21 protein-coding genes and 1 pseudogene are annotated in these 21883 nt (G+C 69.5%); 6 read left to right on the forward strand and 16 right to left on the reverse strand.

Translation table 11 applies throughout. The annotated features are described in order from the left end of the window. Positions 1 to 6 precede the first annotated feature (6 nt). Positions 7 to 1098 carry a sugar ABC transporter permease gene (locus tag ABZU76_RS35445; protein ID WP_354877622.1) on the forward strand — a complete coding sequence of 364 codons (1092 nt, stop codon included), beginning with the start codon at positions 7 to 9 and terminating at the stop codon, positions 1096 to 1098. Then, positions 1095 to 1922, forward strand: a complete 828-nt coding sequence (locus ABZU76_RS35450) for a carbohydrate ABC transporter permease (protein WP_255638388.1) — start codon at positions 1095 to 1097, stop codon at positions 1920 to 1922. The genes ABZU76_RS35445 and ABZU76_RS35450 overlap by 4 nt, the downstream gene beginning before the upstream one ends. A gap of 15 nt (positions 1923 to 1937) precedes the next feature. On the opposite strand, the gene ABZU76_RS35455 is transcribed toward ABZU76_RS35450, so the two are convergent. From ABZU76_RS35455 to ABZU76_RS35465, 3 genes are all read right to left on the reverse strand, one after another. After that, complete coding sequence (locus tag ABZU76_RS35455) at positions 1938 to 2723, reverse strand: metalloregulator ArsR/SmtB family transcription factor (RefSeq protein WP_354877876.1); 786 nt, start codon at positions 2721 to 2723, stop codon at positions 1938 to 1940. 429 nt (positions 2724 to 3152) lie between these two features. Further along, positions 3153 to 3341 carry an MlrC C-terminal domain-containing protein gene (locus ABZU76_RS35460; RefSeq protein WP_354877626.1) on the reverse strand — a complete coding sequence of 63 codons (189 nt, stop codon included), beginning with the start codon at positions 3339 to 3341 and terminating at the stop codon, positions 3153 to 3155. Beyond that, positions 3335 to 3469 carry a hypothetical protein gene (locus ABZU76_RS35465; protein WP_354877629.1) on the reverse strand — a complete coding sequence of 45 codons (135 nt, stop codon included), beginning with the start codon at positions 3467 to 3469 and terminating at the stop codon, positions 3335 to 3337. The genes ABZU76_RS35460 and ABZU76_RS35465 overlap by 7 nt, the downstream gene beginning before the upstream one ends. 23 nt (positions 3470 to 3492) lie before the next feature. On the opposite strand from ABZU76_RS35465, the pseudogene ABZU76_RS35470 reads away from it, so the two are divergent. Further along, a pseudogene (locus ABZU76_RS35470) lies at positions 3493 to 3636 on the forward strand (MlrC C-terminal domain-containing protein); the annotation flags it as partial. Between the two features lie 233 nt (positions 3637 to 3869). On the opposite strand, the gene ABZU76_RS35475 reads toward ABZU76_RS35470, so the two are convergent. Further along, entirely contained in the window at positions 3870 to 4622 is a 753-nt protein-coding gene (locus tag ABZU76_RS35475; protein ID WP_354877632.1) for an MBL fold metallo-hydrolase, read from the reverse strand. Positions 4623 to 4708: 86 nt separating this feature from the next. On the opposite strand from ABZU76_RS35475, the gene ABZU76_RS35480 reads away from it, so the two are divergent. Next, positions 4709 to 5695 carry a helix-turn-helix domain-containing protein gene (locus ABZU76_RS35480; RefSeq protein WP_354877635.1) on the forward strand — a complete coding sequence of 329 codons (987 nt, stop codon included), beginning with the start codon at positions 4709 to 4711 and terminating at the stop codon, positions 5693 to 5695. Between the two features lie 115 nt (positions 5696 to 5810). On the opposite strand, the gene ABZU76_RS35485 is transcribed toward ABZU76_RS35480, so the two are convergent. Beyond that, positions 5811 to 7856, reverse strand: a complete 2046-nt coding sequence (locus tag ABZU76_RS35485; RefSeq protein ID WP_354877638.1) for a glycoside hydrolase family 2 TIM barrel-domain containing protein — start codon at positions 7854 to 7856, stop codon at positions 5811 to 5813. A gap of 429 nt (positions 7857 to 8285) precedes the next feature. Here ABZU76_RS35485 and ABZU76_RS35490 point away from each other — a divergent pair, with 429 nt between their 5' ends. After that, positions 8286 to 9218 carry an MBL fold metallo-hydrolase gene (locus ABZU76_RS35490; protein ID WP_220243620.1) on the forward strand — a complete coding sequence of 311 codons (933 nt, stop codon included), beginning with the start codon at positions 8286 to 8288 and terminating at the stop codon, positions 9216 to 9218. On the opposite strand, the gene ABZU76_RS35495 is transcribed toward ABZU76_RS35490, so the two are convergent. Then, a complete protein-coding gene (locus tag ABZU76_RS35495; protein WP_354877641.1) occupies positions 9215 to 10147 on the reverse strand; it encodes a helix-turn-helix domain-containing protein in 933 nt (310 codons plus the stop codon). The two genes, ABZU76_RS35490 and ABZU76_RS35495, sit on opposite strands and share 4 nt — an antisense overlap. 155 nt (positions 10148 to 10302) lie before the next feature. Between ABZU76_RS35495 and ABZU76_RS35500 the strand changes: the two genes are divergently transcribed. Then, complete coding sequence (locus tag ABZU76_RS35500; protein ID WP_354877644.1) at positions 10303 to 11751, forward strand: aldehyde dehydrogenase; 1449 nt, start codon at positions 10303 to 10305, stop codon at positions 11749 to 11751. A gap of 69 nt (positions 11752 to 11820) precedes the next feature. Here ABZU76_RS35500 and ABZU76_RS35505 read toward each other — a convergent pair whose 3' ends face one another. The 10 genes from ABZU76_RS35505 to ABZU76_RS35550 all read right to left on the reverse strand — a co-directional run bounded on the left by ABZU76_RS35505 (position 11821) and on the right by ABZU76_RS35550 (position 21752). Further along, positions 11821 to 12825: an iron-siderophore ABC transporter substrate-binding protein gene (locus ABZU76_RS35505; protein WP_354877646.1), complete on the reverse strand. Its 1005-nt coding sequence runs from the start codon at positions 12823 to 12825 to the stop codon at positions 11821 to 11823. Positions 12826 to 12841: 16 nt separating this feature from the next. Beyond that, positions 12842 to 13642: an ABC transporter ATP-binding protein gene (locus ABZU76_RS35510; RefSeq protein ID WP_354877879.1), complete on the reverse strand. Its 801-nt coding sequence runs from the start codon at positions 13640 to 13642 to the stop codon at positions 12842 to 12844. A 33-nt stretch (positions 13643 to 13675) separates the two neighbouring features. Next, the gene (locus tag ABZU76_RS35515; RefSeq protein ID WP_354877649.1) at positions 13676 to 14722 is read right to left on the reverse strand and encodes an iron chelate uptake ABC transporter family permease subunit; all 1047 of its coding nucleotides are present in this window, start codon (positions 14720 to 14722) and stop codon (positions 13676 to 13678) included. Then, positions 14719 to 15738 carry an iron chelate uptake ABC transporter family permease subunit gene (locus ABZU76_RS35520; protein ID WP_354877652.1) on the reverse strand — a complete coding sequence of 340 codons (1020 nt, stop codon included), beginning with the start codon at positions 15736 to 15738 and terminating at the stop codon, positions 14719 to 14721. The genes ABZU76_RS35515 and ABZU76_RS35520 overlap by 4 nt, the downstream gene beginning before the upstream one ends. A gap of 205 nt (positions 15739 to 15943) precedes the next feature. Continuing rightward, on the reverse strand, positions 15944 to 16363 hold the full coding sequence (locus tag ABZU76_RS35525) for an Lsr2 family protein (RefSeq protein ID WP_354877655.1): 420 nt from the start codon (positions 16361 to 16363) through the stop codon (positions 15944 to 15946). Between the two features lie 57 nt (positions 16364 to 16420). Then, positions 16421 to 16999 (reverse strand): GNAT family N-acetyltransferase, encoded by a 579-nt coding sequence (locus ABZU76_RS35530; protein ID WP_354877658.1) that lies wholly within the window; start codon positions 16997 to 16999, stop codon positions 16421 to 16423. 88 nt (positions 17000 to 17087) lie between these two features. Further along, positions 17088 to 17471 carry a hypothetical protein gene (locus ABZU76_RS35535; RefSeq protein ID WP_354877661.1) on the reverse strand — a complete coding sequence of 128 codons (384 nt, stop codon included), beginning with the start codon at positions 17469 to 17471 and terminating at the stop codon, positions 17088 to 17090. Positions 17472 to 17650: 179 nt separating this feature from the next. Next, positions 17651 to 19291, reverse strand: coding sequence for an alkaline phosphatase family protein (locus tag ABZU76_RS35540; protein ID WP_354877663.1), 1641 nt, complete (start codon positions 19289 to 19291; stop codon positions 17651 to 17653). A 59-nt stretch (positions 19292 to 19350) separates the two neighbouring features. After that, the gene (locus tag ABZU76_RS35545; protein ID WP_354877665.1) at positions 19351 to 20580 is read right to left on the reverse strand and encodes a Dyp-type peroxidase; all 1230 of its coding nucleotides are present in this window, start codon (positions 20578 to 20580) and stop codon (positions 19351 to 19353) included. After that, complete coding sequence (locus tag ABZU76_RS35550; protein ID WP_220243631.1) at positions 20577 to 21752, reverse strand: EfeM/EfeO family lipoprotein; 1176 nt, start codon at positions 21750 to 21752, stop codon at positions 20577 to 20579. The genes ABZU76_RS35545 and ABZU76_RS35550 overlap by 4 nt, the downstream gene beginning before the upstream one ends. Positions 21753 to 21883: the final 131 nt, after the last annotated feature.

The following is a 21883-nucleotide window of genomic DNA, read 5'->3' on the forward strand; positions in this document are numbered from 1 at the left end:
CTGGGCATGACGACCCTGCTCACCACCACGAGGACCCCCGCCGCGCCACCATCCCCGGCGCGGCGGGGGAAGGGCCCGAGCCGGCGTGAAGGCCGCGTGGGCTGGCTGTTCCTCGCGCCGACACTGGTGGTGCTCGCGCTGTTCTTCGTGCTGCCCATCGGGATGGCGCTGTGGGTGAGCGTGAGCGACTGGACCGGCAACGGCAGTCCGTTCTCGTCGCGCGTGCACTTCGTCGGCGGCGACAACTACGCCGCGCTGCTCACCGAACCCGGCCTCACGCAACGCAACTTCGCCACGAGCATCCGCAACAACGGCTACTTCGTGCTGTTCGTGGTGCCGCTGCAGACGGCGCTCGCACTGTTCCTCGCGATGGTGCTCAACCAGCGCCGGCTCAAGGGCAAGCAGTTCTTCCGCACGGCGTTCTACTTCCCCACCGTGACCAGCTCCGTCGCGATCTCGGTGGTGTTCCTGTTCCTCTTCTCCAGTACCGGCACGGTGAACGCCGCGCTGAAACTGTTCGGAGTGGACGGTCCCAGCTGGTTCGCCGACCCGCGCGGCGTCTTCCAGATCGTCCTCAACGGACTCGGGGTGCCGAAGAACCCGGCCGCGCTGACGTCGCACGGTTTCCTCGGACTGACCTGGTGGGACTGGCTCTCGGGCCCGAGCGTGGCGATGTGCTCGATCATCGTGCTCGTGGTGTGGACGACCACCGGCGGCTTCATGCTGATGTTCTACGCGGCGCTGCAGAACCTGCCACCGGGCATCGACGAGGCCGCGTTGATCGACGGTGCCAACGGGTGGCAGCGCTTCTGGCGCGTGACCCTGCCGCAACTGCGCCCGACGTTGTTCCTCGTGCTCACCCTCGGCCTGATCGGCACGTGGCAGGTCTTCGACCAGATCTACGTGCTCAGCCGCGGCGCCCCCGCCAACACGACGCTCACCCCCGCGTACCTGTCGTACTCGACGTCGTTCATCGGCAAGGAATGGGGCCAGGGCTCGGCGATCGCGTTCCTGTTGTTCTTGGTGATCGTGGTGCTCACGCTCGTGCAGCGCTGGCTGCTGAAGGAGAAAGACGGAAAACGGAGGAGCCGGCGGTGAAGCGACGCGGATATCTGCGCTGGGTCGGACTCGGCGTGCTGCTGCTGGTCGCCGTCGCCTACATCTACCCGTTCCTGATCCAGCTGGCCACTGCGTTCAAGACCGACGCCGACGCCACGGCCCACCCGCTCACCCCCTGGCCGCACGAGTGGTCCGTGGCCGTCTTCAGCACGCTCGCCCAGCAGGACTTCCCGCGCTGGGCGCTGAACTCGATCTTCATCTCGGTCACGATCACCGTCGGCCGGGTGGTGTTCAACTCGATGGCCGGTTACGCGCTGGCGCGGCTGCGGTTCCGCGGCCGGAGCGCGGTGTTCGGCGCGATCGTGGCCGTGCTCGCCGTGCCGAGTGTGGTCCTGCTCATCCCGAAGTTCCTGGTGCTCAACCAGTTCGGCATGTACGACACGTACGCGGCGATGATCATCCCGCTGCTGGCCGACGCGTCGGGCGTGTTCATCATGAAGCAGTTCTTCGAGAGCGTGCCGCTGAGTGTGGAAGAGGCGGCTCGCATCGACGGCGCCGGACCGCTGCGCACGTTCTGGTCCGTGGTGCTGCCGATGTCGAAGCCGGCGCTCATCACCATGACGATCCTGGCGTTCCAGGGGTCCTGGAACGAGCTGCCGCACTACATCGTGTCACGGCAGGACCCGGCGCTGAACACGCTCACCACCGGCGTCGCCTCGCTCGTGTCCGGCGAACTCGGGCAGGGCAACCAGTTCCCGCTCAAGCTCGCCGCCGCGCTGCTGATGACGGTGCCGGTGGCGATCGTGTACTTCGTCTTCTCGAAGCGCTTCACACGAGGCACGTACGAGGGTGTCGACAAGTAGCCAAGGCCCGATCGATTACGGCATCGCCCACGGCGCGTTCGGCAGCACGTGGCCGGTCTCCAGCAGCGACTTGAGGTTCGCGAGCACCGACGGCCAGCCGCGGCTGATGTCCCGGTGCGCCTGCTCGTCCGCGAGGTCCTCGTGGGTCACGGTGAGCCGGACGATCGCCTCGTACTGCTCGATGTCGAACGTCACGCGCGAAGGCTGCTGGGTGTCCTCCTTGTTCGGGTCGAACCAGCGCGTCACGAGCCGCTTCGGCGGCACGGCCTCCACGACGTCGCCGTAGACGTCGGTGACGCCGGAACCGTCCGTGCGCACATGCTTCCAGCTCGAGCCGGGCTGCCAGTCGGACTCGTTGCGGTGCCCCCAGTACTGCCCGGTGAGCTCGGCGTCGGTGAGCGCCTCCCACACCTTCTCCGGCGTGCTCTCGATGTAAGTGATGTAGACGTAACTCGGCTTGTCGGTCATGGCTTCCTCTGCTCGGCGTTTGACGGCGCTCAGCGCGCGCAGCCGGGGGCGCTCGAACTTGTCCACCCAGCGTTCCTGCATCTCGTGCAACGGGACCGGATTGAGGTAGTGCAGCTTCTCCCGCCCGTGGCGCACCGTGCTGACCAGGTTCGCCGCTTCGAGGACGGACAGGTGCTGCGTGACCGTCTGGCGCGTCATGTCCAGGCGGGCGCACAGCTCGTTGAGCGTCTGTCCGTTGTCCTCGTGCAGCTGGTCGAGCAGGTGGCGCCTGGTCGGATCGGCCAGCGCCTTGAACACCGCGTTCAAAAAACCCTTGTCCAGCTCCGATTGCACACCCACAGTAAGGCAGTCAAATGACTGCATGTCAAGCCCTCAGGCATACTGGCCTGGTGAAGAGCGTGGTCAAGGCCTGGACTGTGGCAGCGACCGGAAGCGGGCTGCCGTCGACCCTGCACGCGGTGATCACGCGTGGTGATCCGCTGGCGGCGACGCGCGCGGCGGGCACGCTGGCACCCGGCGGCAAGGCCGGGCTGGTCCGCGGCGCCCTGGTCCACGGGCTCGTGTCCGCCGGCTGGACGGCCGCGCTCGCCTACGTGGACCGCCGCCGGCCGCTCTCGGTCGCCGACGGGGTGGCCGCGGGAGCGGCCATCGCGGTGCTGGACCTCGAGATCGTCGGGCGGCACAACGCGGCGATCCGGGCGTTGCCGCGCGGGGCTCAGTGGCTCGACCACCTGGCTTTCGGCGCGCTGACGGCTGTGGCGCTCAGAGCAGCTCGGGCTTCAGCGCCGGGTCCGCCATCTCCGCGTCGAAGGGGAACATCGGCCGCTCGATCCCGGCGTGCCCGAGGCGCAGCAGGTCTTGGTCGACGCCCCCGGGTGTGAGGGCGAGCAGCCAGTCGGCGGCCATGTCGTACAGCTCCGGTTCGAGGTAACCGATTTTCACGATCACCACGTCGGCTTCACGCGGGCGCAGGCCGAGGCGCCGCCGACACCCGTGCCCAGCACGACGCTGATCACCTGCCGGTCCGTTGTGGACAGTTCGCCCAGCAGGAACGCGTTCACGTCGTTCTCCGTGATCACCGGCACGAACCCTGACCGAATGCCTGGAGCAAGCCGTCGCCTCGGCCGCGCGGCCGTTCTTCGTCAGCGACTCCGGCGACAACCCGACCGCCGGTGGCGCCGGAGACACCGCCTGGAGCCTCGACGTCCTCCTGCGCACGCCGGCCATTGCGGACTCCGCACTCACCACTCTGTACGCCGCGGCGCAAGCCGTACCACCTGGAGTCCGGCTTCCTCGCTCGGGCCGGCCGCACGTCCACCGGAGAGCCCGACAGCAGGGGGTGCTCGGTCAGCGCCTCCTGCATCGGCTTCTCCAGCAGTGCCCACGAGTTCGTCACGGAGCCACCGACCACGGCCGTCGCGATACCGGGTGGCGCCAAGGCGGTCGCGCTGGGTGCGGTCGCCCTCGCGCGATCGACGTTCAGCCGAGGGTGACTTCGGCGCCTGGCTTGAGCAGGTGCAGCCGGATCTTGCCGTCGGCGGCAAAGGCTTCCGCCAGCGTGTCCGGTCCCTGCGTGAAGTGGCCCCAGCCCTCGAAGTGCAGCGGCACCACGTCTTCGGCGCCCAGGATCTCCGCGGCTTCGGCGGCGGCCGTGGACTCCAGGGTCAGGTAGGCGTCGATGAGCGGCGTGCGCGCGGCACCGGCGAAGAGGACAGCGATGGGCACAGGCCCGAAACGGCCGGCGATTTCGCGGACACGGTCGAGCGAGGCGTTGTCGCCACTGACGTAGACGGTCGGCAGGCCGTCTTTCGACAGCAGGAACCCCGTGACCTCACCGACCTTGGCCTCGGCGCCTTCCGGCCCGTGCAGAGCGGGCAGTCCGGTCACGCGCACTCCCCCGACATCCGCGTGCGTCCAGTTCGGCAGCGCCCGCGCCGTGCCGCCCAGCCGCTCGGCGCCCGACGTCGTCGTGAGGGTGAGCGGCGCCGTCGCGAGGTACTCGCGCCCGCCGCGGTCGAGGTTGTCCGCGTGCTGGTCGTGCGACAGCAGCACGGCGTTCACGGCGCCGACCTCGGCGGGGCTCGCGACCGGAGCGGTCGTCTTCACGAGCACGCGGTTGCCGATCGGGTACTCCCCCGGCTGGTCGAACGTCGGGTCGGTCAGGAACCGCACCCCGCCGTAGGTGATCAACGACGTCGGTCCGCCCAGGTGGCGCAGCGAGAAAGTGGTCATGCCGCCATCCTGCCCCGATGCGCCGGCGAGCGGTGAGTGGCAGTGAAGTCGTTCACCGATGAGATCCTGCCAGCTACTGTGGAGCCGTGCAGAAGATCGCGCTGGTGCTGTTCGACGGGGCCCGGCTGTTTGACACAGCGGTGGTCGACGAGGTGTGGGGCGCGCGCAGCGGGCCCGGTGCGGAGCTGCGCCGGTGCGCGGCCACGAAGGAGCCGGTGGAGCTGGCGGGCGGGGCCGTGCTGAAGCCCGAACGGACGTTCGCCTGGTTGCGCACGGCGGACGTCGTCGTGGTGCCGGGCCTGGCGAACGTCGATGCCGAGCCCGCGCCGGAACTGCTGGCCGCGTTGCGCGCCGCGCATCGGGCCGGCGCGCAGGTGGCGGGGCTGTGCCTGGGCGCGTTCGTGCTGGGTGCGGCCGGGTTGCTGGACGGGCGACCGGCCGCCACGCACTGGCGCTTCACGACCGAGCTCGCGCGGCGGCATCCGTCCGCGCGGGTCGACCCCGGCGTGCTGTACGCGGGCGGCGACGGCGTGTGGACGTCGGCGGGCGTCGCGGCCGGCATCGACCTCTGCCTGCACCTCGTGCGGATCACGCAGGGCGCGGACGTCGCGGCGGGGATCGCGCGGGCCATGGTCACGGCGCCGTTCCGCTCGGGCGGGCAGGCGCAGTTCATCACGGTTCCCACGCCGCCTAGCGACGAGGAACCGCTGGCCGCCGTGCGGGAACGCGCGTTGCGGGAACTGCGGCGGCCGTTGACGGTCGCGGAGCTGGCGGGCTGGGCGTCGATGTCCGAGCGCACGTTCGCGCGCCGGTTCGTGGCCGAGACGGGCACCACGCCCGTGCGCTGGCTGCTGGACCAGCGCATCGCCCGGGCGCAGCAGCTGCTGGAAAGTTCCGACCTGCCCGTCGCCGAGATCGCGGGCTGTTGCGGGTTCGGCTCACCGGTGTCGTTCCGGCAGCACTTCACCCGCCACGTCGGCGTCGCGCCCAGCCGCTACCGCACGGATTTCCGGCCCTCGACCACGACGTCGGACCGGTCCACCCTCGCTTCCGCCGGAAACCTGACGACGTAAGTCTTCCCCGGCTCACCCAGGCGGCCGGTGCGCAGTCGCGAGTGCAGCTCTGAGTTTGTTCCTTCGCCTGGCCATGACCCGCCCCTGGGGCAGCCGGCCGGGACCGGTTCCGGCGTCACGACGTCAGCGTCCAAGTGACGGTGTCCGTATAGGAGTGTCCATTGCGGACTCCGGTCACCTTCACGACGTTCTTGCCGGGCTCGAGGGTGACCGGCCAGGTGTAGATGTGATCGGGTGACGCGGCGGGCGTGCCGACCGGCTTTCCGTTCAGGGTGAGCGAAACCGTGTCCACTCCGTTGCCGTACGCCTTCACCGTGGTGGCCGCGGTCGTGCGGTCGGTCCAGCGACGGCTGGTCAGGTAGACGAACGGCGTGGTGGTCCAGTTGGCCTTGTACCAGTAGAACGCGTCCTTGCGGACCTGGCGGTCGTAGGTGACCAGGCCCTTGTCGTTGCGGCCCAGGGTGTCGCCTTCGGTGCGGCCGTCGGAGGCGAAGTCGAACATGTTCCACACGAACGTGCCCCACAGGTAGGGCCGCGTTTCGATCTGCTTCCACGAGTTCTCGTGCACGAAGGTCTCGTACTCCTCCGGATGCACGCGCGACGGGATCACCGGCGGCTTCACCGTGGAGTTCTCGACGTGGTCGTAGATGCTGCCGCCGGCGCCGTACTCGCTGATCGCGATCTTGCGCGCGGGATCGGCCGCGTGCAGCTGGTCGGTCCACGGGCCGGGGCCGGGCGCGGACAGGTCGTACCAGCCGTAGTACTTGTTGTAGGCCGCGAGGTCCGCGTGGCCGGAGACGGCGTCCTGGCCGCCCTTGTGGTTGGCGTACACGGAAAGCCGCGCCGGGTCCTCGGCCTTCACCTGGTCGGCGAGGCTTTGGAGGATGCCGTTGGTGACGTCGTCGTTCTTGGCCTGCTCGTTGCCGATGCCCCAGAACGCGATGGACGGGTGGTTGTAGTTCTGGCGGATGAGCTCGGACATCTGCTGCGTCGCGTTGGCGCGGAACGCGGCGCTGTCGGTGATGCCGTTGACCAGCGGGATCTCCGCCCACACCACGTACCCGCGCTGGTCAGCGAGGTCGTAGACGTGCTGCGACTGCTGGTAGTGCGCGGTCCGCAGCGCGTTGACGCCCATCTCGTCCATGAGGTCGAAGTCCTGGTCGCGCTGCCGGTCGGCCACGGCCCAGCCCTCGTCGAGGCGGTCCTGGTGCGCGTTGACGCCGTGGAGGGCGATGTGCTGTCCGTTGAGGAAGAAGCCTTCGTCGGGATCCACTGTGGATTCCCGGAGTCCCAGCGGTTGGCTCACGGTGTCGGTGACGCGACCGGTGCGCGCGTCCAGGACGTCGACGGTCGCGTGGTAGAGGTACGGGTCGGCTTTGCCCTGCCAGAGGTGGGGCTTGGTGATACTCAGCGGCTGCTTGATGTCGGCGTCGCCGATGAGCTGCCGCGGCTCCGACGTGGCCTGCGCGACGACGCGACCCCGGGCGTCGGCGACGGTCGTGCGCACGGATGCCTCGCGGCCGGCGCCGGAACTGTTGCGCACCTTGGTGACCACGTCGACGCTCGCGGCCTCCGCCGTCACTGCGCTCGGCGTGAGGTAAAAACCCGGGCCGCCGAAATCGTCCATCCGCACGGCGAGCGGGTCGACGGCCACCAGCGAGACGTCGCGGTAGATGCCGCCGAAGAACGTGTAGTCCGCGCTGAGCGGGGCGACGTCGGCCTGCGCCGAGTTGTCCACGCGCACCGCGATCACGTTGTCGCGCCCGGGTTTCAGGGCGTCGGTGGCGTCGAAGCGGAACGTCGCGTAGCCCCCGCGGTGCTGCCCGAGGTGCACCCCGTTGACCCACACGTCGGCGACGGTGTTCACGCCGTCGAACTGCAGCCACAGCCGCTTGCCCTGCGCGGTTCGCGGCGGCGTGACGTGCTTGCGGTACCAGCCGGCGCCCCGATAGTAGTTGCCGCCGCCATCCTGTCCGTCGAGCGCGTTCCACGTGTGCGGCACGCTCGTGCGCTCCCACGACCCGTCGGCGAACCCGGGCTTCTCCGCCCCGGGCACGTCGGCCCGCACGAACCGCCACCCCGCGTCGAGGTCCGTCTGCACCCGCCCCGCGTCTTTCGCGGCACTCGAAACCGCCGGCGTGAACGCCACACTCAGAGCCACGGCCAACACCACGGGCAACCAGCGCCGCACGACACACCTCGTCATTCACAGATATGAACGGGGTTCAACAGAATGAACGGACTGTAGGCGGCTGGTCACCGGGGAGTCAACGCACGAAGCGGACAAAGGCGGGTCAAGCGCCGGAAGCAGTGCCAAAGTTCTGGACCGCGCCGACGAGCTGGTCCGGGTCGACGTCACGAGAAGTGACCACACCGTTACCACAAGTCGCCGACCTGAGGGAAGTCCGAACCGGAGGTATGGTCTGCCCGTCGGCGTAGGGAGGAATCAGCCTGGGCTGTGCGACGTAGCACACGGTGGGCTCGCAGCCTGCTGACATACGCCCACTTGGTCTATACCATTCAAAGGTCAGTGATCCACTACCATGCAGTGGTCCGGGATCACGGCGGCGCAGCCCACGAGGGGGACCCCATGCCCGCCATCAGGCGAAACATCGTGCCGCTCAGGTACTCCGACCCGAGCGTGGTTGCCTACGTCCGCAGCCCGACCGACTGGCTCGTGTCCAACTGCGGCTGGATCCGCGGCCGGTCCGGCGTGATGCTGGTCGACACGTGCGGCACTGAGCGGGACACGCTCGATCTGGTCAAGGACGTCCGCAAGTACTCGACCGTCGAAATGCCGCTCACGCTCGTGCTCACCCACGCCCACGGCGCGCACCACAACGGCGCCGGCGTGGCGTTGCGCAACGGCGGGCGCATCCTCGCCGCCGAGTCGGCCGTGTCCGCGGTGCGGGCGGGGCCGCAGCGGTACGAGGACACGTTCGACTGCAAGAACTGGGGCACGCTCGAAGCGCCGAAACCCGAGGCCGTGCACGCCGTGACCACGCCGCGCGAGGTCGATCTCGGCGGGGTGGTCGTGGAGGTCGTGCCGTTCCCCGGCGTGGCGCACACCGACGGCGACCTGGTCGTGTTCGAGCCCAAGACCGGCACCCTGTTCACGGGCGACCTGCTCTCCGTCGGCTCCACGCCGATGGCGCTGCACGGCTCGATCCCCGGCTGGCTCGACGCGCTTTACTGGCTGGACAAGACTTTCCCGACCGTCCGCACGTTCGTGCCCGGCCACGGCGCTCTCAGCCACCCCGGCAGCTTCCCGGTCGCCGTGCTGCGCACGTACCTCAACTGGCTGCTCGACGCGACCACCCCGGAAACCCCCGACTTCGCCGAGCTGGCCACGATCGCGCGCCGCCGCTGGCCGAACTGGAGCAACCCCGAGCGCCACATCGGCAACCTCATGCGCGCGCACGCCGACCAGCACGGCAGGCCGCTGCAGGAGAAGACGGCGCTGCGCGCGATCCTCGACGCGGTGGGCGGCAAGATCGACCTCGACGCGCGACTGGGCCTCTAAGGCCGGGTCATCCGCCGCCGCAGCCCCGAAGGCGTCACCCCGTACTCAGCCCGGAACGCCCGCGAAAGCCAAGGCTGGTCCGTGATCCCCCAGCGCGCCGCGACGGCCGCGATGCTTCGCCCTGCCAGCAGCGGATCGGTGAGATCCCGGCGCACGGCCTCGAGCCGCAGTTTGCGGACGGTGCCGCCGAACGTCTCGCCGGAGTCCTCGAACAGCCGGTGCAGCGAGCGCGGCGACATGTGCAGCGCCGCGGCCACCGTCGCCGGCGACAGGTGCGGGTCGGCCAGGTGCCCGCGGACGTGGTCGAGCACGCGCTCGCGCAGCGCCAGGTTCGCGTGCCCTGCCGGGAGGCCGGCGCCCCAGGAGAAGGCACTGCCGAGTGTGGCCGCGAGCAGCGCCACGGCGGCTTCGCGCAGACGCACCGGTGAGCCGTCGGACAACGTCTCGCGCTGGTCGAGCGCGCTGCGCAGGCAGGAGGCGAAGACCTGGCCCACGCCGGTGCCGGTCACGAACCGGCGCTCCATCATCGCCTCGAGCGCGGAGTCGGGCAGGCCGAGCGCCTCGCGCGGGAACGTCATCACAGCGCAGCGGAACGTGCCCTGCAACGTCAGCTGGTACGGCCGCCGCAAGTCGTAGAGCGCGAGGTCGCCGACCTCCAGCGCCACGCGCCGCCGGCCCTGCTCGACGAGCGCGCCCCCGCGTTCGATCAGGCAGATCTTCAGCTGCTCGGCGGTGTCCGTCCGCGCCGTGCGGGAGGTGCGGCGCACGATCTGCGTGGTGCCGCGAACATCGTAGATTCCGACGTCGTCCAGCTGCACCGCGTCGAGGGTGCCGAGCGGAAGCAGGCCGTCGTGCCGTTCGGCGTGCAGCCCGGCGAAGGCCCGCGCGAGCTCGTGGCTCCAAGCGTCGGCCGGCTGACTTCGCCCCATCAGCATCTCCCAGGTCGTTCTGGGTGCGGTCGAGCGAGCATACGCCGAGGAACAACAAGTCTGGCGCGCTGCGACAACTGTTGTGTAGAGCTTCGGTCCACCCTGTGGTTCGCGCCGCAACGGGGCGGCGCCGAAGTGGCCGAGGAGTTTTGCAGGTGAAGCACGTACACGACGCGCTGTTCATCGGCGGCGAATGGACCGCACCGTCCACCGACGCCACCATCACCGTGCTGTCGGCGAGCACGGAAGAAGCCATCGGGCAGGTTCCGGAAGCGGGACCCGCGGACGTCGACAAGGCCGTGGCCGCGGCACGCGCGGCACTGCGCGATCCGCAGGGCTGGGCCCACTGGGAGCCGGCGAACCGAGCCGAGGTCCTCGACCGCTTCGCCGCCGTGATGGCGGAGCGCAGCTCGGAGTTCGCGCAGCTGGTGAGCGCCCAGAACGGCATGCCGATCGGCAGCGCCGCGATGCAGGCGGAGACCGGCTACCCGGCCGGGCTCCTGCAGATGTACGGCGGGATCGTCCGCGAGCAGCCCGCGGAGGAGATCCGCCAGGGCGCCTTCGGCGGCAACGCCGTGGTCCGCCGCGAACCGGTCGGGGTCGTCGCGGCGATCGTTCCGTGGAACTTCCCGCAGACGCTGCTGTTCTTCAAGCTCGCCCCGGCGCTCGCGGCCGGCTGCTCGATCGTCATCAAGCCCTCGCCGGAGACGGTGCTCGACACGTTCCTGCTCGCCGAGGTCCTCAAAGACCTGGGCCTGCCGCCGGGCGTCGTGAGCATCGTGCCGGGTGGCCGCGAGCTCGGCGCGTACCTCGTGAAGCACCCCGGCGTGGACAAGGTCACGTTCACCGGCTCGACGGTGGCCGGCCGCGCGATCGCGTCAGCCTGCGCCGAGCTGCTGCGCCCGGTCACGCTGGAGCTGGGCGGCAAGTCGGCGGCGATCATCCTCGACGACGCGGACGTCGCCGGCAGCGTCGAGGGCCTGTTCGTGGCCACGATGATGAACAACGGCCAGACCTGCTTCCTCGGCACCCGCGTGCTCGCGCCGCGCAGCCGCTACGGCGAGGTCGTGGACGTGCTCACGGACATGGCGTCGGGCGCCGTGATCGGCGACTCGCTCGACGAAAGCACCACGATCGGCCCGATGGCCAGCTCCGCGCACCGTGCCCGCGTGGAGGGCTACATCGCGAAGGGCAAGGCCGAAGGCGGCCGGGTGACCACCGGCGGCGGCCGCCCGAACGGCCGGGACGTCGGCTGGTTCGTGGAGCCGACGATCTTCGCGGACGTGGACAACTCCGCCACGATCTCGCGCGAGGAGATCTTCGGGCCCGTGCTGTCGGTGATCCCCTACGCCGACGAGGCCGATGCGATCGCCATCGCCAACGACTCCGACTTCGGGCTCGGCGGCACCGTCTGGACCACCGACCCCGACCGCGGCATGGCCGTGGCCCGGCGCGTCGAGACGGGCACGATCGGCGTCAACACCTACCTGCCCGACCCGGTCGCGCCGTTCGGCGGCGTGAAGGCCAGCGGCATCGGCCGCGAGCTGGGCCCGGAGGCGCTGGGCAACTACCAGCAGTTCAAGACGATCTACCGCGGCGCCTGACGCCACAACCGGGCAGGCCTCCCCGGGATCACCCGGGGAGGCCTGCCCGCTGCTACAACGGAGAAGCGGTCAGCCGAGGTACTTCTTCAGGTCGTCGAGCACGTGGTCGGCGCCGATCGGGCCGAGCCCGAGGAACCACACCTCGTCGGAGACGCGGATGGCGTGCTGCGACTTCACGGCGCTCAGGCCGGCCCACAGACCGCTGCTCGTCACGGCCTTCTCGTCCGCGTTCGGGCCCGCGCCGTAGCTGGAGTAGAAGATCCAGTCGCCGTTCGCCTCGTCGATGCGCTCGCGCGAGATCTGCTTGGCCAGCTCGTTGATGTGCTGGTTGTCCGGCCGCTGCAGGCCGACATCCTTGAAGATCACGCCGATGAACGACAGGTCGCCGTAGATCCGGATGCCCGTGGAGTGGAAGCGCAGCAACGAGATCTTGGGGTTGCCCTTGATCCCGGCCTTCACCTCGTCGGCCTTCTTCTGGTACGCGTTCAGCGCCGCCACGGCCTTGTTCTCCTGGCCCAGCGCCGCCCCCACCAGCAGCAGGTTCTCCTTCCACGGGAAGCCCGGGCGGATGCTGAACACCGTCGGCCCGATCTTCGACAGCTGCGGGTACAGGTCGTTGGCGCGCAGCTTGCTGCCCAGGATCAGGTCCGGCTGCAGCGAAGCGATCTTCTCGAGGTTCAGGTTGCTGACGTCGCCGACGGTCGGGATGCCCTTGACGCGGTCGGCGAGGTAGCTGGGCACACCGGTCTGGCCGGCCGTGGTGGCCATGCCGACGGGCGTGACGCCCAGCGCCAGCACGTCGTCGAGCTCACCGCTGTCGAGCACGACCACGCGGGTGGGCGCCTTCTCAATCTTCGTCTGGCCCAGCGCGTGGGTGACCGTGCGCGGGAAGACGCCGGGGCCGACGTCGGCCTTGAGCTTGGCGGTCTCGGTGTCGGCGGTGGAGAACAAGCGGCCGCCGGTGGCGACGTCGGAGTCGCCGACTCCCGAGGTGGTGGTGTTGGCGGGCTGGCTGCACGCGCCCAGGAGCGTGGCTGCGGCGAGGAGGCCGACCACCTTGGTCCATCTGGCCATCGTGGGGTGTTCCTTCCTAGGGCTGTGTGGTGGGAATACCGGCGCGGTGGCGGCCGATCGGGACGACCATGGGGGTGCCGGACACGGGATCGGCGATGATCCGGCAGGGCATGCCGAACACGTCCTCGACGAGCTCGGCGGTGAGGATGTCGCCGGGAGCTCCCTCGGCGGCGATCGACCCGTTCTTCATGGCGATGAGGTGGTCGCCGTAGCGGGCCGCGAGGTTGAGGTCGTGCAGCACGATCACGACGGTGGTGCCGTCGTTGTGGTTGAGGTCCGCGAGCAGGTCGAGCACCTCGACCTGGTGGCTGATGTCGAGGAACGTGGTGGGCTCGTCGAGCAGCAGCAACGGCGTGCGCTGCGCGAGCGCCATCGCGATCCACACGCGCTGGCGCTGCCCGCCCGACAACTCGTCGACGGGCCGGTCGGCCAGCTCCACGGTGTCGGTGGCCAGCATCGCGCGCGCCACGGCGTCGTCGTCCTCGTCGTTCCAGCGGCGGAACACGCCCTGGTGCGGGTAGCGGCCGCGGCCGACGAGGTCGGCGACCGTGATGCCCTCCGGCGCGGTCGGCGACTGCGGCAGCAGGCCGAGCACCCGGGCGACGTCCTTGCTGCGCAAGGAGGAAATGCGTTCGCCGTCGAGGAACACCGCACCGGCCGAGGGCGCGAGCAGGCGCGCCAGTCCGCGCAGCAGTGTCGACTTACCGCACGCGTTGGTCCCCACGATCATGGTGACCTTGCCCTCGGGGATGCGCACCGAGAGGTCCTTCACCACGGTCACGGGCCCGTAGCCGAGCTCGAGACCTTCGGTGTGCAGGGTGGGTGTCGTCGGTTTCACGCGCCTTCTCTCTCAGACTCGGCCGGCCCGGTTCGCCGTGGCGAGGAGGTACAGCAGGTATGGCGCGCCGACGGCCCCGGTCACGACGCCGACCGGCAGCTGCGTGCCGAGCAGGTGCTGCGCGACGAAGTCGCCGAGCAACGTCACGAGTGCGCCGGTGAGGGCGGGCGCGACGAGGCCGACGCGGGCGCCGCCCACGAGCCGCGTCGCCACGGGATTCGCCACGAACGCCACGAAACTCACGGGCCCGGCCGCCGCCGTGGCGAACGCGGCGAGCGCGGTGGCGACGAGGAGCAGCAGCAGGCGCATGCGTTCCACGCGCAGGCCGAGCCCGGCCGCGGTGTCGTCACCCAGCTGCAGCCCTGTGAGCGCGCGGCTGAGGAGCAGCGCCGCCGGCCCGAGCACCACGAGGGCGAGCGCGAGCGGCACCACCTTGTCCCAGCTCGCGCCGTTGAGGTTGCCGGTGAGCCACACCAGCGCCTGCTGCGCCAGCGTCACGTCGGCCCAGGTCATCAGGTACGACACGATGCTGGCGAGCACCGCGCCGACCCCGACGCCGATGAGCACGAGCCGGTAGCCGTTCACGCCGCCGCGGCGGGAGAGCACGTAGATGATCACGCCGGTGAGCAGCGCGCCGCCGAACGCGGCGGCCGAGAGCACCGGACCGGACACTCCGAACAGGACCAGGCAGATCACCGCGGCGGCGCTGGCACCCTGCGTCACGCCGATCACGTCGGGGCTGGCGAGCGGATTGCGCAGCAGGCGCTGGAAAAGCGCGCCCCCGAGTCCGAACGCGACACCCACGAGCACGGCTGCCACGGCGCGCGGGAGCCGCAGCTGCGTGACGACGTAGGCGCCGCCGCCCGTGCCGTCGCCGAAGAGGATGCCGGGCAGCTGTCCCAAGGGGACGTCGAAGTCGCCGACAGCCAGGGACAGCGCGAAAACTCCGACCAACAGCACGAAGAGCACGATCGACACGAGCCACACCCGCGCCGAGCCCTGGCGGCGGGCGGCCGAGACCGCCTTCAGCGCGTCGGGGAGCGCCTGCGGCGGCTTCACACCTTCACCAGTTTCCGCCGCCGCACCAGCACGATGAACACGGGCGCGCCGATCACGGCGGTCACGATGCCCACCTGCACCTCTGCCGGGCGCGCGATCACGCGGCCGATCACGTCGGCCACGAGCAGCAGCAACGGCGCCAGCAAAGCGGAGTACGGCAGGAGCCACCGGTGGTCGGGCCCGGTGATCAGCCGCGCGACGTGCGGCACGGTCAGCCCCACGAAGGCGATCGGCCCGGCGATGGCCGTCGCCGATCCACAGAGGACGACCACGGCGAGCGCGCAGACCGCCCGCGCCACGGCGACGTTCTGCCCGAGCGCGCGGGCGACGTCCTCACCCAGCGCCAGCGCGTTGAGCATCCGCGCGGCCACCAGCGCGAGCACCACGCCGACCACGATGAACGGCACGGCCTGCGTGATCGTCGACGCGTCGCGCCCGGTCAACGAGCCCACCTGCCAGAAGCGGAACTGGTCGAACGTGGTGGTGTCGGTGAGCAGCAGTCCGCTCGTCACCGATTGCAGCGCCGCCGTCACCGCGGCACCCGCGAGCGCAAGTTTCACCGGCGTGGCACCGACTCGCCCGAGCGCGCTGATCCCGTAGACGACCACGGCCGCGGCGGCCGCGCCGGCGAAGCCGAACCAGACGTATCCGGTGACGGTGGTGATACCGAGCGTGCTGATGCCCAGCACCACGAACAGCGCGGCGCCCGCGTTCACGCCCAGCAGACCCGGGTCGGCGAGCGGATTGCGCGTGGCGCCTTGGATCACGGCGCCGGACAGTCCCAGTGCGACACCCGCGAGCACGCCCACGAGCGTGCGCGGCAGGCGCAGCTCGTGCACCACGAGGTGATCGGGATTCGAGGCGTCGTAGTGGAACAAGGAGTCGAGGACGGTGGCGAACGACAGCCCGCGCGATCCGACGGCGATGCTCAGCGCGGCGGCGAGCACGAGCGCCACCAGGAGCACCACGAGCCCCGCCGTCAGCGAGAGTGTTCTCGGGCGGGCTCTCTCGGCCACAGTCGGTTACCTTCACTCACAGGACATTTAGGCTTGGCTACCCTACCCCGCGCGTGGCGCCGCCGTCGTGTGGCCATCACCACGGTCGTCCCGTGTCATCACCGCTACACCGCCTGGTGATTCCGCCATAGCGGGCGAAGCACCCCGCAAAAGCCGAAAGGGGTCCGTCACCGCGGTGACGGACCCCTTTGACGGAAAGCTCAGCTCAGGCGTTGGCCTTCTTGCGCGGCGCACGCTTGCGGGCCGGCTTGGCGGGAGCCTCTTCGACCTCGTCGATCTCTTCTTCACGCTCTTCGAACGCCTTCACGATCTCCGCGGGGAGCCGGCCCCGATCGGACACCTTGAAGCCGTTGGCCTCGGCCCACTCCCGCATGAGGCGGTTGCGCTCCCGATCGGCGGCGGACGACGTCGCCCGCGGCGCCTGCCCGGCGGCCATGCGCACCTTGCGGCCCCCGACACGGCGGGAAGCGGTGACGTAGCGCGCGAGCTCATCACGAAGCGCGGCGGCGTTGTCTTCGGACAGATCGATCTCGTAACTCACACCGTCGAGGCTGAAGGGGACGGTCTGATCGGCAATGCTGCCGTCGATGTCGTCCACCATCTCGACGTGAACCTTCTGCGCCATGGTTCGTCGTTCCTTCACCTTCTACAGGACGTGCCTGGGGGAACCCTATCGTGTCGACTAATGTCGCGCGGTGCTGGACACCCATTCCTCTCTGGACAGCGCGTACTCGACATCGCCGTGTTCCGCGCCTTCCAGGTATTCCGGCCACTCGAGGAAGAAGGTGCGCACGAGCTTGAGCCCCGCCTTCTCGAGCACGCGACGGGAACGGGTGTTGACCGTCATCGTCGTCGCGACGACCCGCTCGGCACCGAGTTCCGCGAATGCCTTGCGGAGCACCGCTTGCAGCCCTTCCGTCGCGAACCCGCGCCCCCACACCGCCGGCAGCAGGCGGTAGCCGACTTCGGTACCGCCTCCCCCGAGTCCGCGGCTCGCCGCCGGCCGCACCGAGAACCACCCGGCGAATTGGTCCGCCCCCGAATTCACGGCGGCGAAACACCCGAGTCCCGCGGGCAGCTCCCGGTATTCCGCGAGGAAACCCGGAAGTGTCGTGTCCTCGACGACTTCACGCGACACCGGACGGCCGTCGTCGACGAAGCGCATCACCTCGGGCTCACCGTGGAGATCCGCGAGCACGCCGGCATCGGCGGGCGTGAACCGGCGCAGCCGCAGTCGCGGCGTTTCGGTCCACGTGGCCATGGCGGGGATTGGACCAGTGCGGCCGTCCGAGCGCAAGGGGCATTTCCGAACTGTTGCTCCCTGCCGGAAAATCGCCGCGAAAATGTGCTCAGCCGCGCGTGAAGCCGCCCAGGTGGTGCGGGAAGACAGTGATCGGGACGCCCGCGCCGGCCAGGTCGCGCAGCATCGTCAAGATCGCCTCGGTGGGTGCGCCGTGGACGCGGATGTTCGTGGTGGCCGTGAGGTTCTCGCGGAATGCCGGGTCGGCGTGCTCGGTGAGCACGCGCATGTGGTGCTCGAACGAGTCGGTGTCCGGGTGGATCTGCACGAATTCGACCTCGGTGCCGTCGGCGCTCGCGTACTCGTGGAACGCGATCAGCCGCGGCTCGTGGTCCTCGACGAACCGGGCCCAGCCGGGCGCGCGACCCTTCTCGGCGTCGAACCTGCCGGGGACCACGCTGTTGGTGGCGATGAAAACGAACGGACCGGACATGATTTGTACCTCCATGTACTATCCAACCAGTTGGTTACCTGATTCGCTACCGCCGCCCGCTGTCTCGTCGGCCACAGCGAGCGAGCCCGGAAACGGCCGAAGGCCACCGGGTTCGACGAACCCGGTGGCCTTCGGAGTGGTGCTGGGTACTGCTGGTGTTACTGGGTACTACGCGGTGTTCAGTGGTGCCCGTTCTTGACTACCGCACCAGTCTTCGGGTCCAGCGGCAGCTTGCTCGCCTGCGGGTACCAGAAGTTGAACATGTTCCACAGCCCGCCGGCGCGGGAGTCGAACGACGACCCCCCGACGCGACCGGTGAACCAGTTGTCCTCCACGAACTGCAGCACCGAGGTTTGGTCGGTGCGGGTGTGGTCGACGAAGTTCACCTTGCTGTAGGGCGAGATGACCTGCAGCGGCAGACGCGGGCCGTAACCGCAGCGGTCCGCGGTCGTGCCCAGCTTGGTGTTGGTGCCGGTGCAGACCGACTGGTCCTGCGCGGCGTCGTTCGACCCGTTGATGATCGTGGACTTCTGGTGGTCGTACCAGCCGTCCGAGTCGTCGTAGGCGAGGACGATCGCGGTGGACTTCCACTCCGGCGACTGCTGGATCTTGTTGATCTCGCTGACCACGAACTGCTGCTCGTCGAGCGGGTCGGAGTTGGCCGCGTGGGCGTCCTCGTAGGCCGGGGCCTTGAGGTAGCTCACGGCGGGCATCGAGCCGGCCTTCAGAGAAGCGTCGAAGTCGCTGATGTCGTACTGGTGGTTGGCCTGGTCGGTCTGACCGATGGCCTGCACCGAGGACGGCGGCAGGTGGTGCGGGTTCGACGTCGACTTGTAGTACGAGAACGCGTTGTGGTGCGGGCTGTAGTCCGTCACCGGGATGCCGCCGACGTTGTTGTGCGACGCACCGCAGACCGCGAACCCGTTCTGGGTGCCGGTCGGCTTGAAGCCACCCTGGAACCAGCCCCAGGTCACGTGGCGCTGGTTCAGCATGTCACCGATGTTCTTGCCCTGCATCGAGGCGAGGTTCTCGGTGGCAGTGTGGTTCTTGTCCGAACAGTCGTCGTACGCCGGGTCCGGGTCGTTGATGACCGTGCCGATCCCCTTCTTGTCGGGGGAAACGACGGCGTACGAGTCGGTGGTCGGCTGGTGCGTCACCGAGGTGAGCGCCTGCGCCCCGCCCGTCTGGCCGGAGATCAGGTTGAGCGCACCGGGGGTCGACGGGCCGAAGTTCGTGTTGTAGGAGTTGTCGCTCATCGCGTAGTTCTGAGCGTAGTTCCACATGCCCGTGACGGTGTTGCCGTCGTAGTAGTCCATGACCAGGCCCGGCGCGCCGTAGAGGATCGGCTGCCCCGTGCACTTGTCGGTCTCGGTCTTCTCGACGAACTTGTCCATCTTGCCGCCGTTGAACGCGGCCTGCTCAGCACCGTAGGAGTGGTTCTGGTCGCAGGTCAGCGCCTGGCTCGGGGACAGGCGCTGAGGGTCGTAGGCGTTGGGGTTGTTGTTCAGCAGCTTCTTGTCGAGGCCGTTGACCTTCGGGGTGTTCTTCGCGGCCTTGAACGGCGTGCCGTCCTGGTTGGTCGCGTTGGGGTAGGTGCCGAAGTAGTGGTCGAACGAGATGTTCTCGCCGAAGATCACCACGACGTGCTTGATCGGGGTGAGCGTCGGCAGCCACGACGCCGGCAGCGTGTGCAGCGCCTGGGCGTCTGCGGTCGACGCCGCGGAGCCGGTGACGATCGCCAACACGGCGGCCGAAGCCAGCGCACCCGCGCCGATCAGCCCGCGTGAACGGCGACGCCGTCTGCCGATTCCTTTGTCCACTGGGGAATCCTCCTGATTTCGATGACTTCGTGGTGGGAACTGCAACTGCGGGAACACGGTCAGGCCAGCAAAGCCCGGCCGTAGTGGTCGTCGGGACCGGTCACCCCCGGCAGCGCCAGGAAGTAGCCACCACCGAACGGGGAGATGTAATCGACCAGCGGCTCGTCGATGAGCCGCTTCTGGACCGCCTCGAACTGACGCTCGAGGTCCTGCTGGTAGCAGGCGAAGATCAGGCCCATGTCCAGGTTGCCGTTGGTGTCCACGCCGCGGTCGTAGTTGACCGCGCGGCGCAGGATCCGGCTGGAATCCGTCTCCGGCTTGCGAGGGTTCGCCATGCGGATGTGGCTCGTGAGGGGGATGACGGTGCCGACGGGGTCGTCGGCGTACTTCGGCACGTCCTGCTCGTTCGCGCCGTCGAGGGGCGCGCCGGTGTCGCGGCGGCGGCCGAACATGTTCTCCTGCTCGGTCAGCGACACGCGGTCCCAGAACTCGACGAGCATCCGGATCAGCCGCACGACCTGGTAGCTGCCGCCCTTGGTCCACGCGGGCTCGCCGCCGCCCTCGCCGAGCCAGACCAGCTTGTCGTACTCGGCGTCGGTCGGGTTCGAGATGCCGTCCTTGAAGCCCATGAGGTTGCGCGGAGTGCCGGAAGGCCGTGGCTGCGAGGCGAAGCCGTTGATCTTCCAGCGCAGCTGCATCCCGCCGCGGGTGGCGCGGGCGATGTCGCGCAGCGCGTGCAGCACGGTGTCGGTGTTGTCCGCCGAAAGCACGAGCGACAGGTCCCCGTGGCACTGCGCGGCGTCGAGCGCGTCGTTGGGGAACATCGTCATCGGCTTGAGCTTCTTCGGCTTGAGCGCCGCGAGACCGTAGCGGTCGTCGAACAACGACGAGCCCACGCCGAGCACCACGCCGAGGTTGCCCGCCGGCACGACCGGGCCCAGCACGCCGGAGTCGGCGGGCGGCGCGGTGATGCCGAGCGCCGCGGGGGCGCCGCCGGTGGTGAGGAAGCGGGCCCGGTCGGTGATCTCCTTGAACAGATCCGTGAGCTCGGCCTTGTTGTCGGCGACGACGTCGAACGACGCCACCACGCTCTGCGCGGGCGGCCGGCGCACGATCGCGGCCTGGCGGTCGCCGTGGAACGCGACGGAACCGGAGCCGGAGTCGGCGGCGCTCGCGGCGACCGAGCCGACCCCCACGCCCGCGGCGGCGGTCAGGCCGGCACCGACGACGGTGCGGCGCAGGAACGTCCGGCGGGAGGACTCCCCCGGCTGGGCGGGCTTGGCGGTCACGAAACCCTCCTGGGTTCGGCGATGGCCGCGATCGGGGCGAGCCGCTCGGTGAGCTCGCTGACGTCGGCGTTGATCTTCTGGCGTTGCGGCGCGGTGAGCGCGGACACGGGCGTCCACGAACCGTCGGGCTTGCGGGCGCCGTCGAGGGTCGCTTCGGTCCGCTTCATCCAACTGTCCACACCGGACAGTTCGGGGTAGCGCGGGGCGAGCACCGGGCGCAGGACGTCGAGCACGGTCTGCACGCCGTCGAGGTTCGCCCGCGTGGTGGCGAGGTTGGTGCCGCTGCCGTAGTCGGTCTTGGCGGTGAGCTCGAACTGCAGGGCGTTCTCCACGATCTCGTGGGCGCGCAGGCCGAGGTCGTTCGAGTCGACCTGGCTCTGGGGGAAGGCCGTGCGCAGGTTCTGCACGTCGGAGGCCAACTGGTCGACGACGCCGCCGAGCGAGCCCATGTCCTCGTTGTGCCAGAGGCCGTACTCGAGGCGGTGGAAGCCGGTGAAGTCCGGGTCGGAGGTGCCGCCGGGCAGGCCGGCGGTCGTGCCGTTGATGGCACCGTCGGAGTCGCCGAACGCGTCGTACGCGGCGCCGAGGCGCTCGTAGGTCAGGTGCGCGGTGAGCCAGGTGGACTCAGCGGCGCCGCGGTCGCCGCGGTGCACGGCGTCCTTGAGCGCGCCGACGTCGGTGACCAGCGTGTCGAGCCCCTGCGTCACCTTGGCCTCGTAGACCTTGAGCGGCTGCAGGAGGTCGTTCTGCGTCACCGCCGCGACACCCGGGCCGCGCTCGGCGCCGCCACTGACGGTCGTCGTCGGGCCCACGATCGCGGAGGAGTCCTCCGGAAGGCACCGGAAGGCGTACGGTCCATTACCGAGCGTCACTGACATCGGCCTGATCGTCCCCGTGCCGAGACCCTCGACCTCGCCGTAGATCACGCCGGTCTTCGGGTCGATCAGATCGACCTCCGACGTGACGGCGCCGGTGTTGTGGAGGTTGAAGATTTGCGGGCCCGGCTTGGGGTCCGTCCAGCCCTGACCACAGGCGGAGCGGGAGATCTGGATCTCCGGATCCTGCGCGGAGGCCCCGTCGGGCCAGACCGCGAAGGCGATTCCCACGGCAGCGGCGGCGACCACGACACCCGCGGCCCCCACTACCCAACGGGCACGTACAGACCCCGGCACGCGCACACTCCTGCCACTCGATCGGACTACCGGGAGGGAATTATGCGTGCGGAACGTGAAGAAACAGGGGGTCGAGACCACCTCCCGCCGGGAATTCACCAGGACTTCAACCAAAAACCGATGAAATCGGA

It is taken from the genome of Amycolatopsis sp. NPDC005232 (assembly GCF_040607795.1).
Taxonomy (GTDB): Bacteria; Actinomycetota; Actinomycetes; order Mycobacteriales; family Pseudonocardiaceae; genus Amycolatopsis.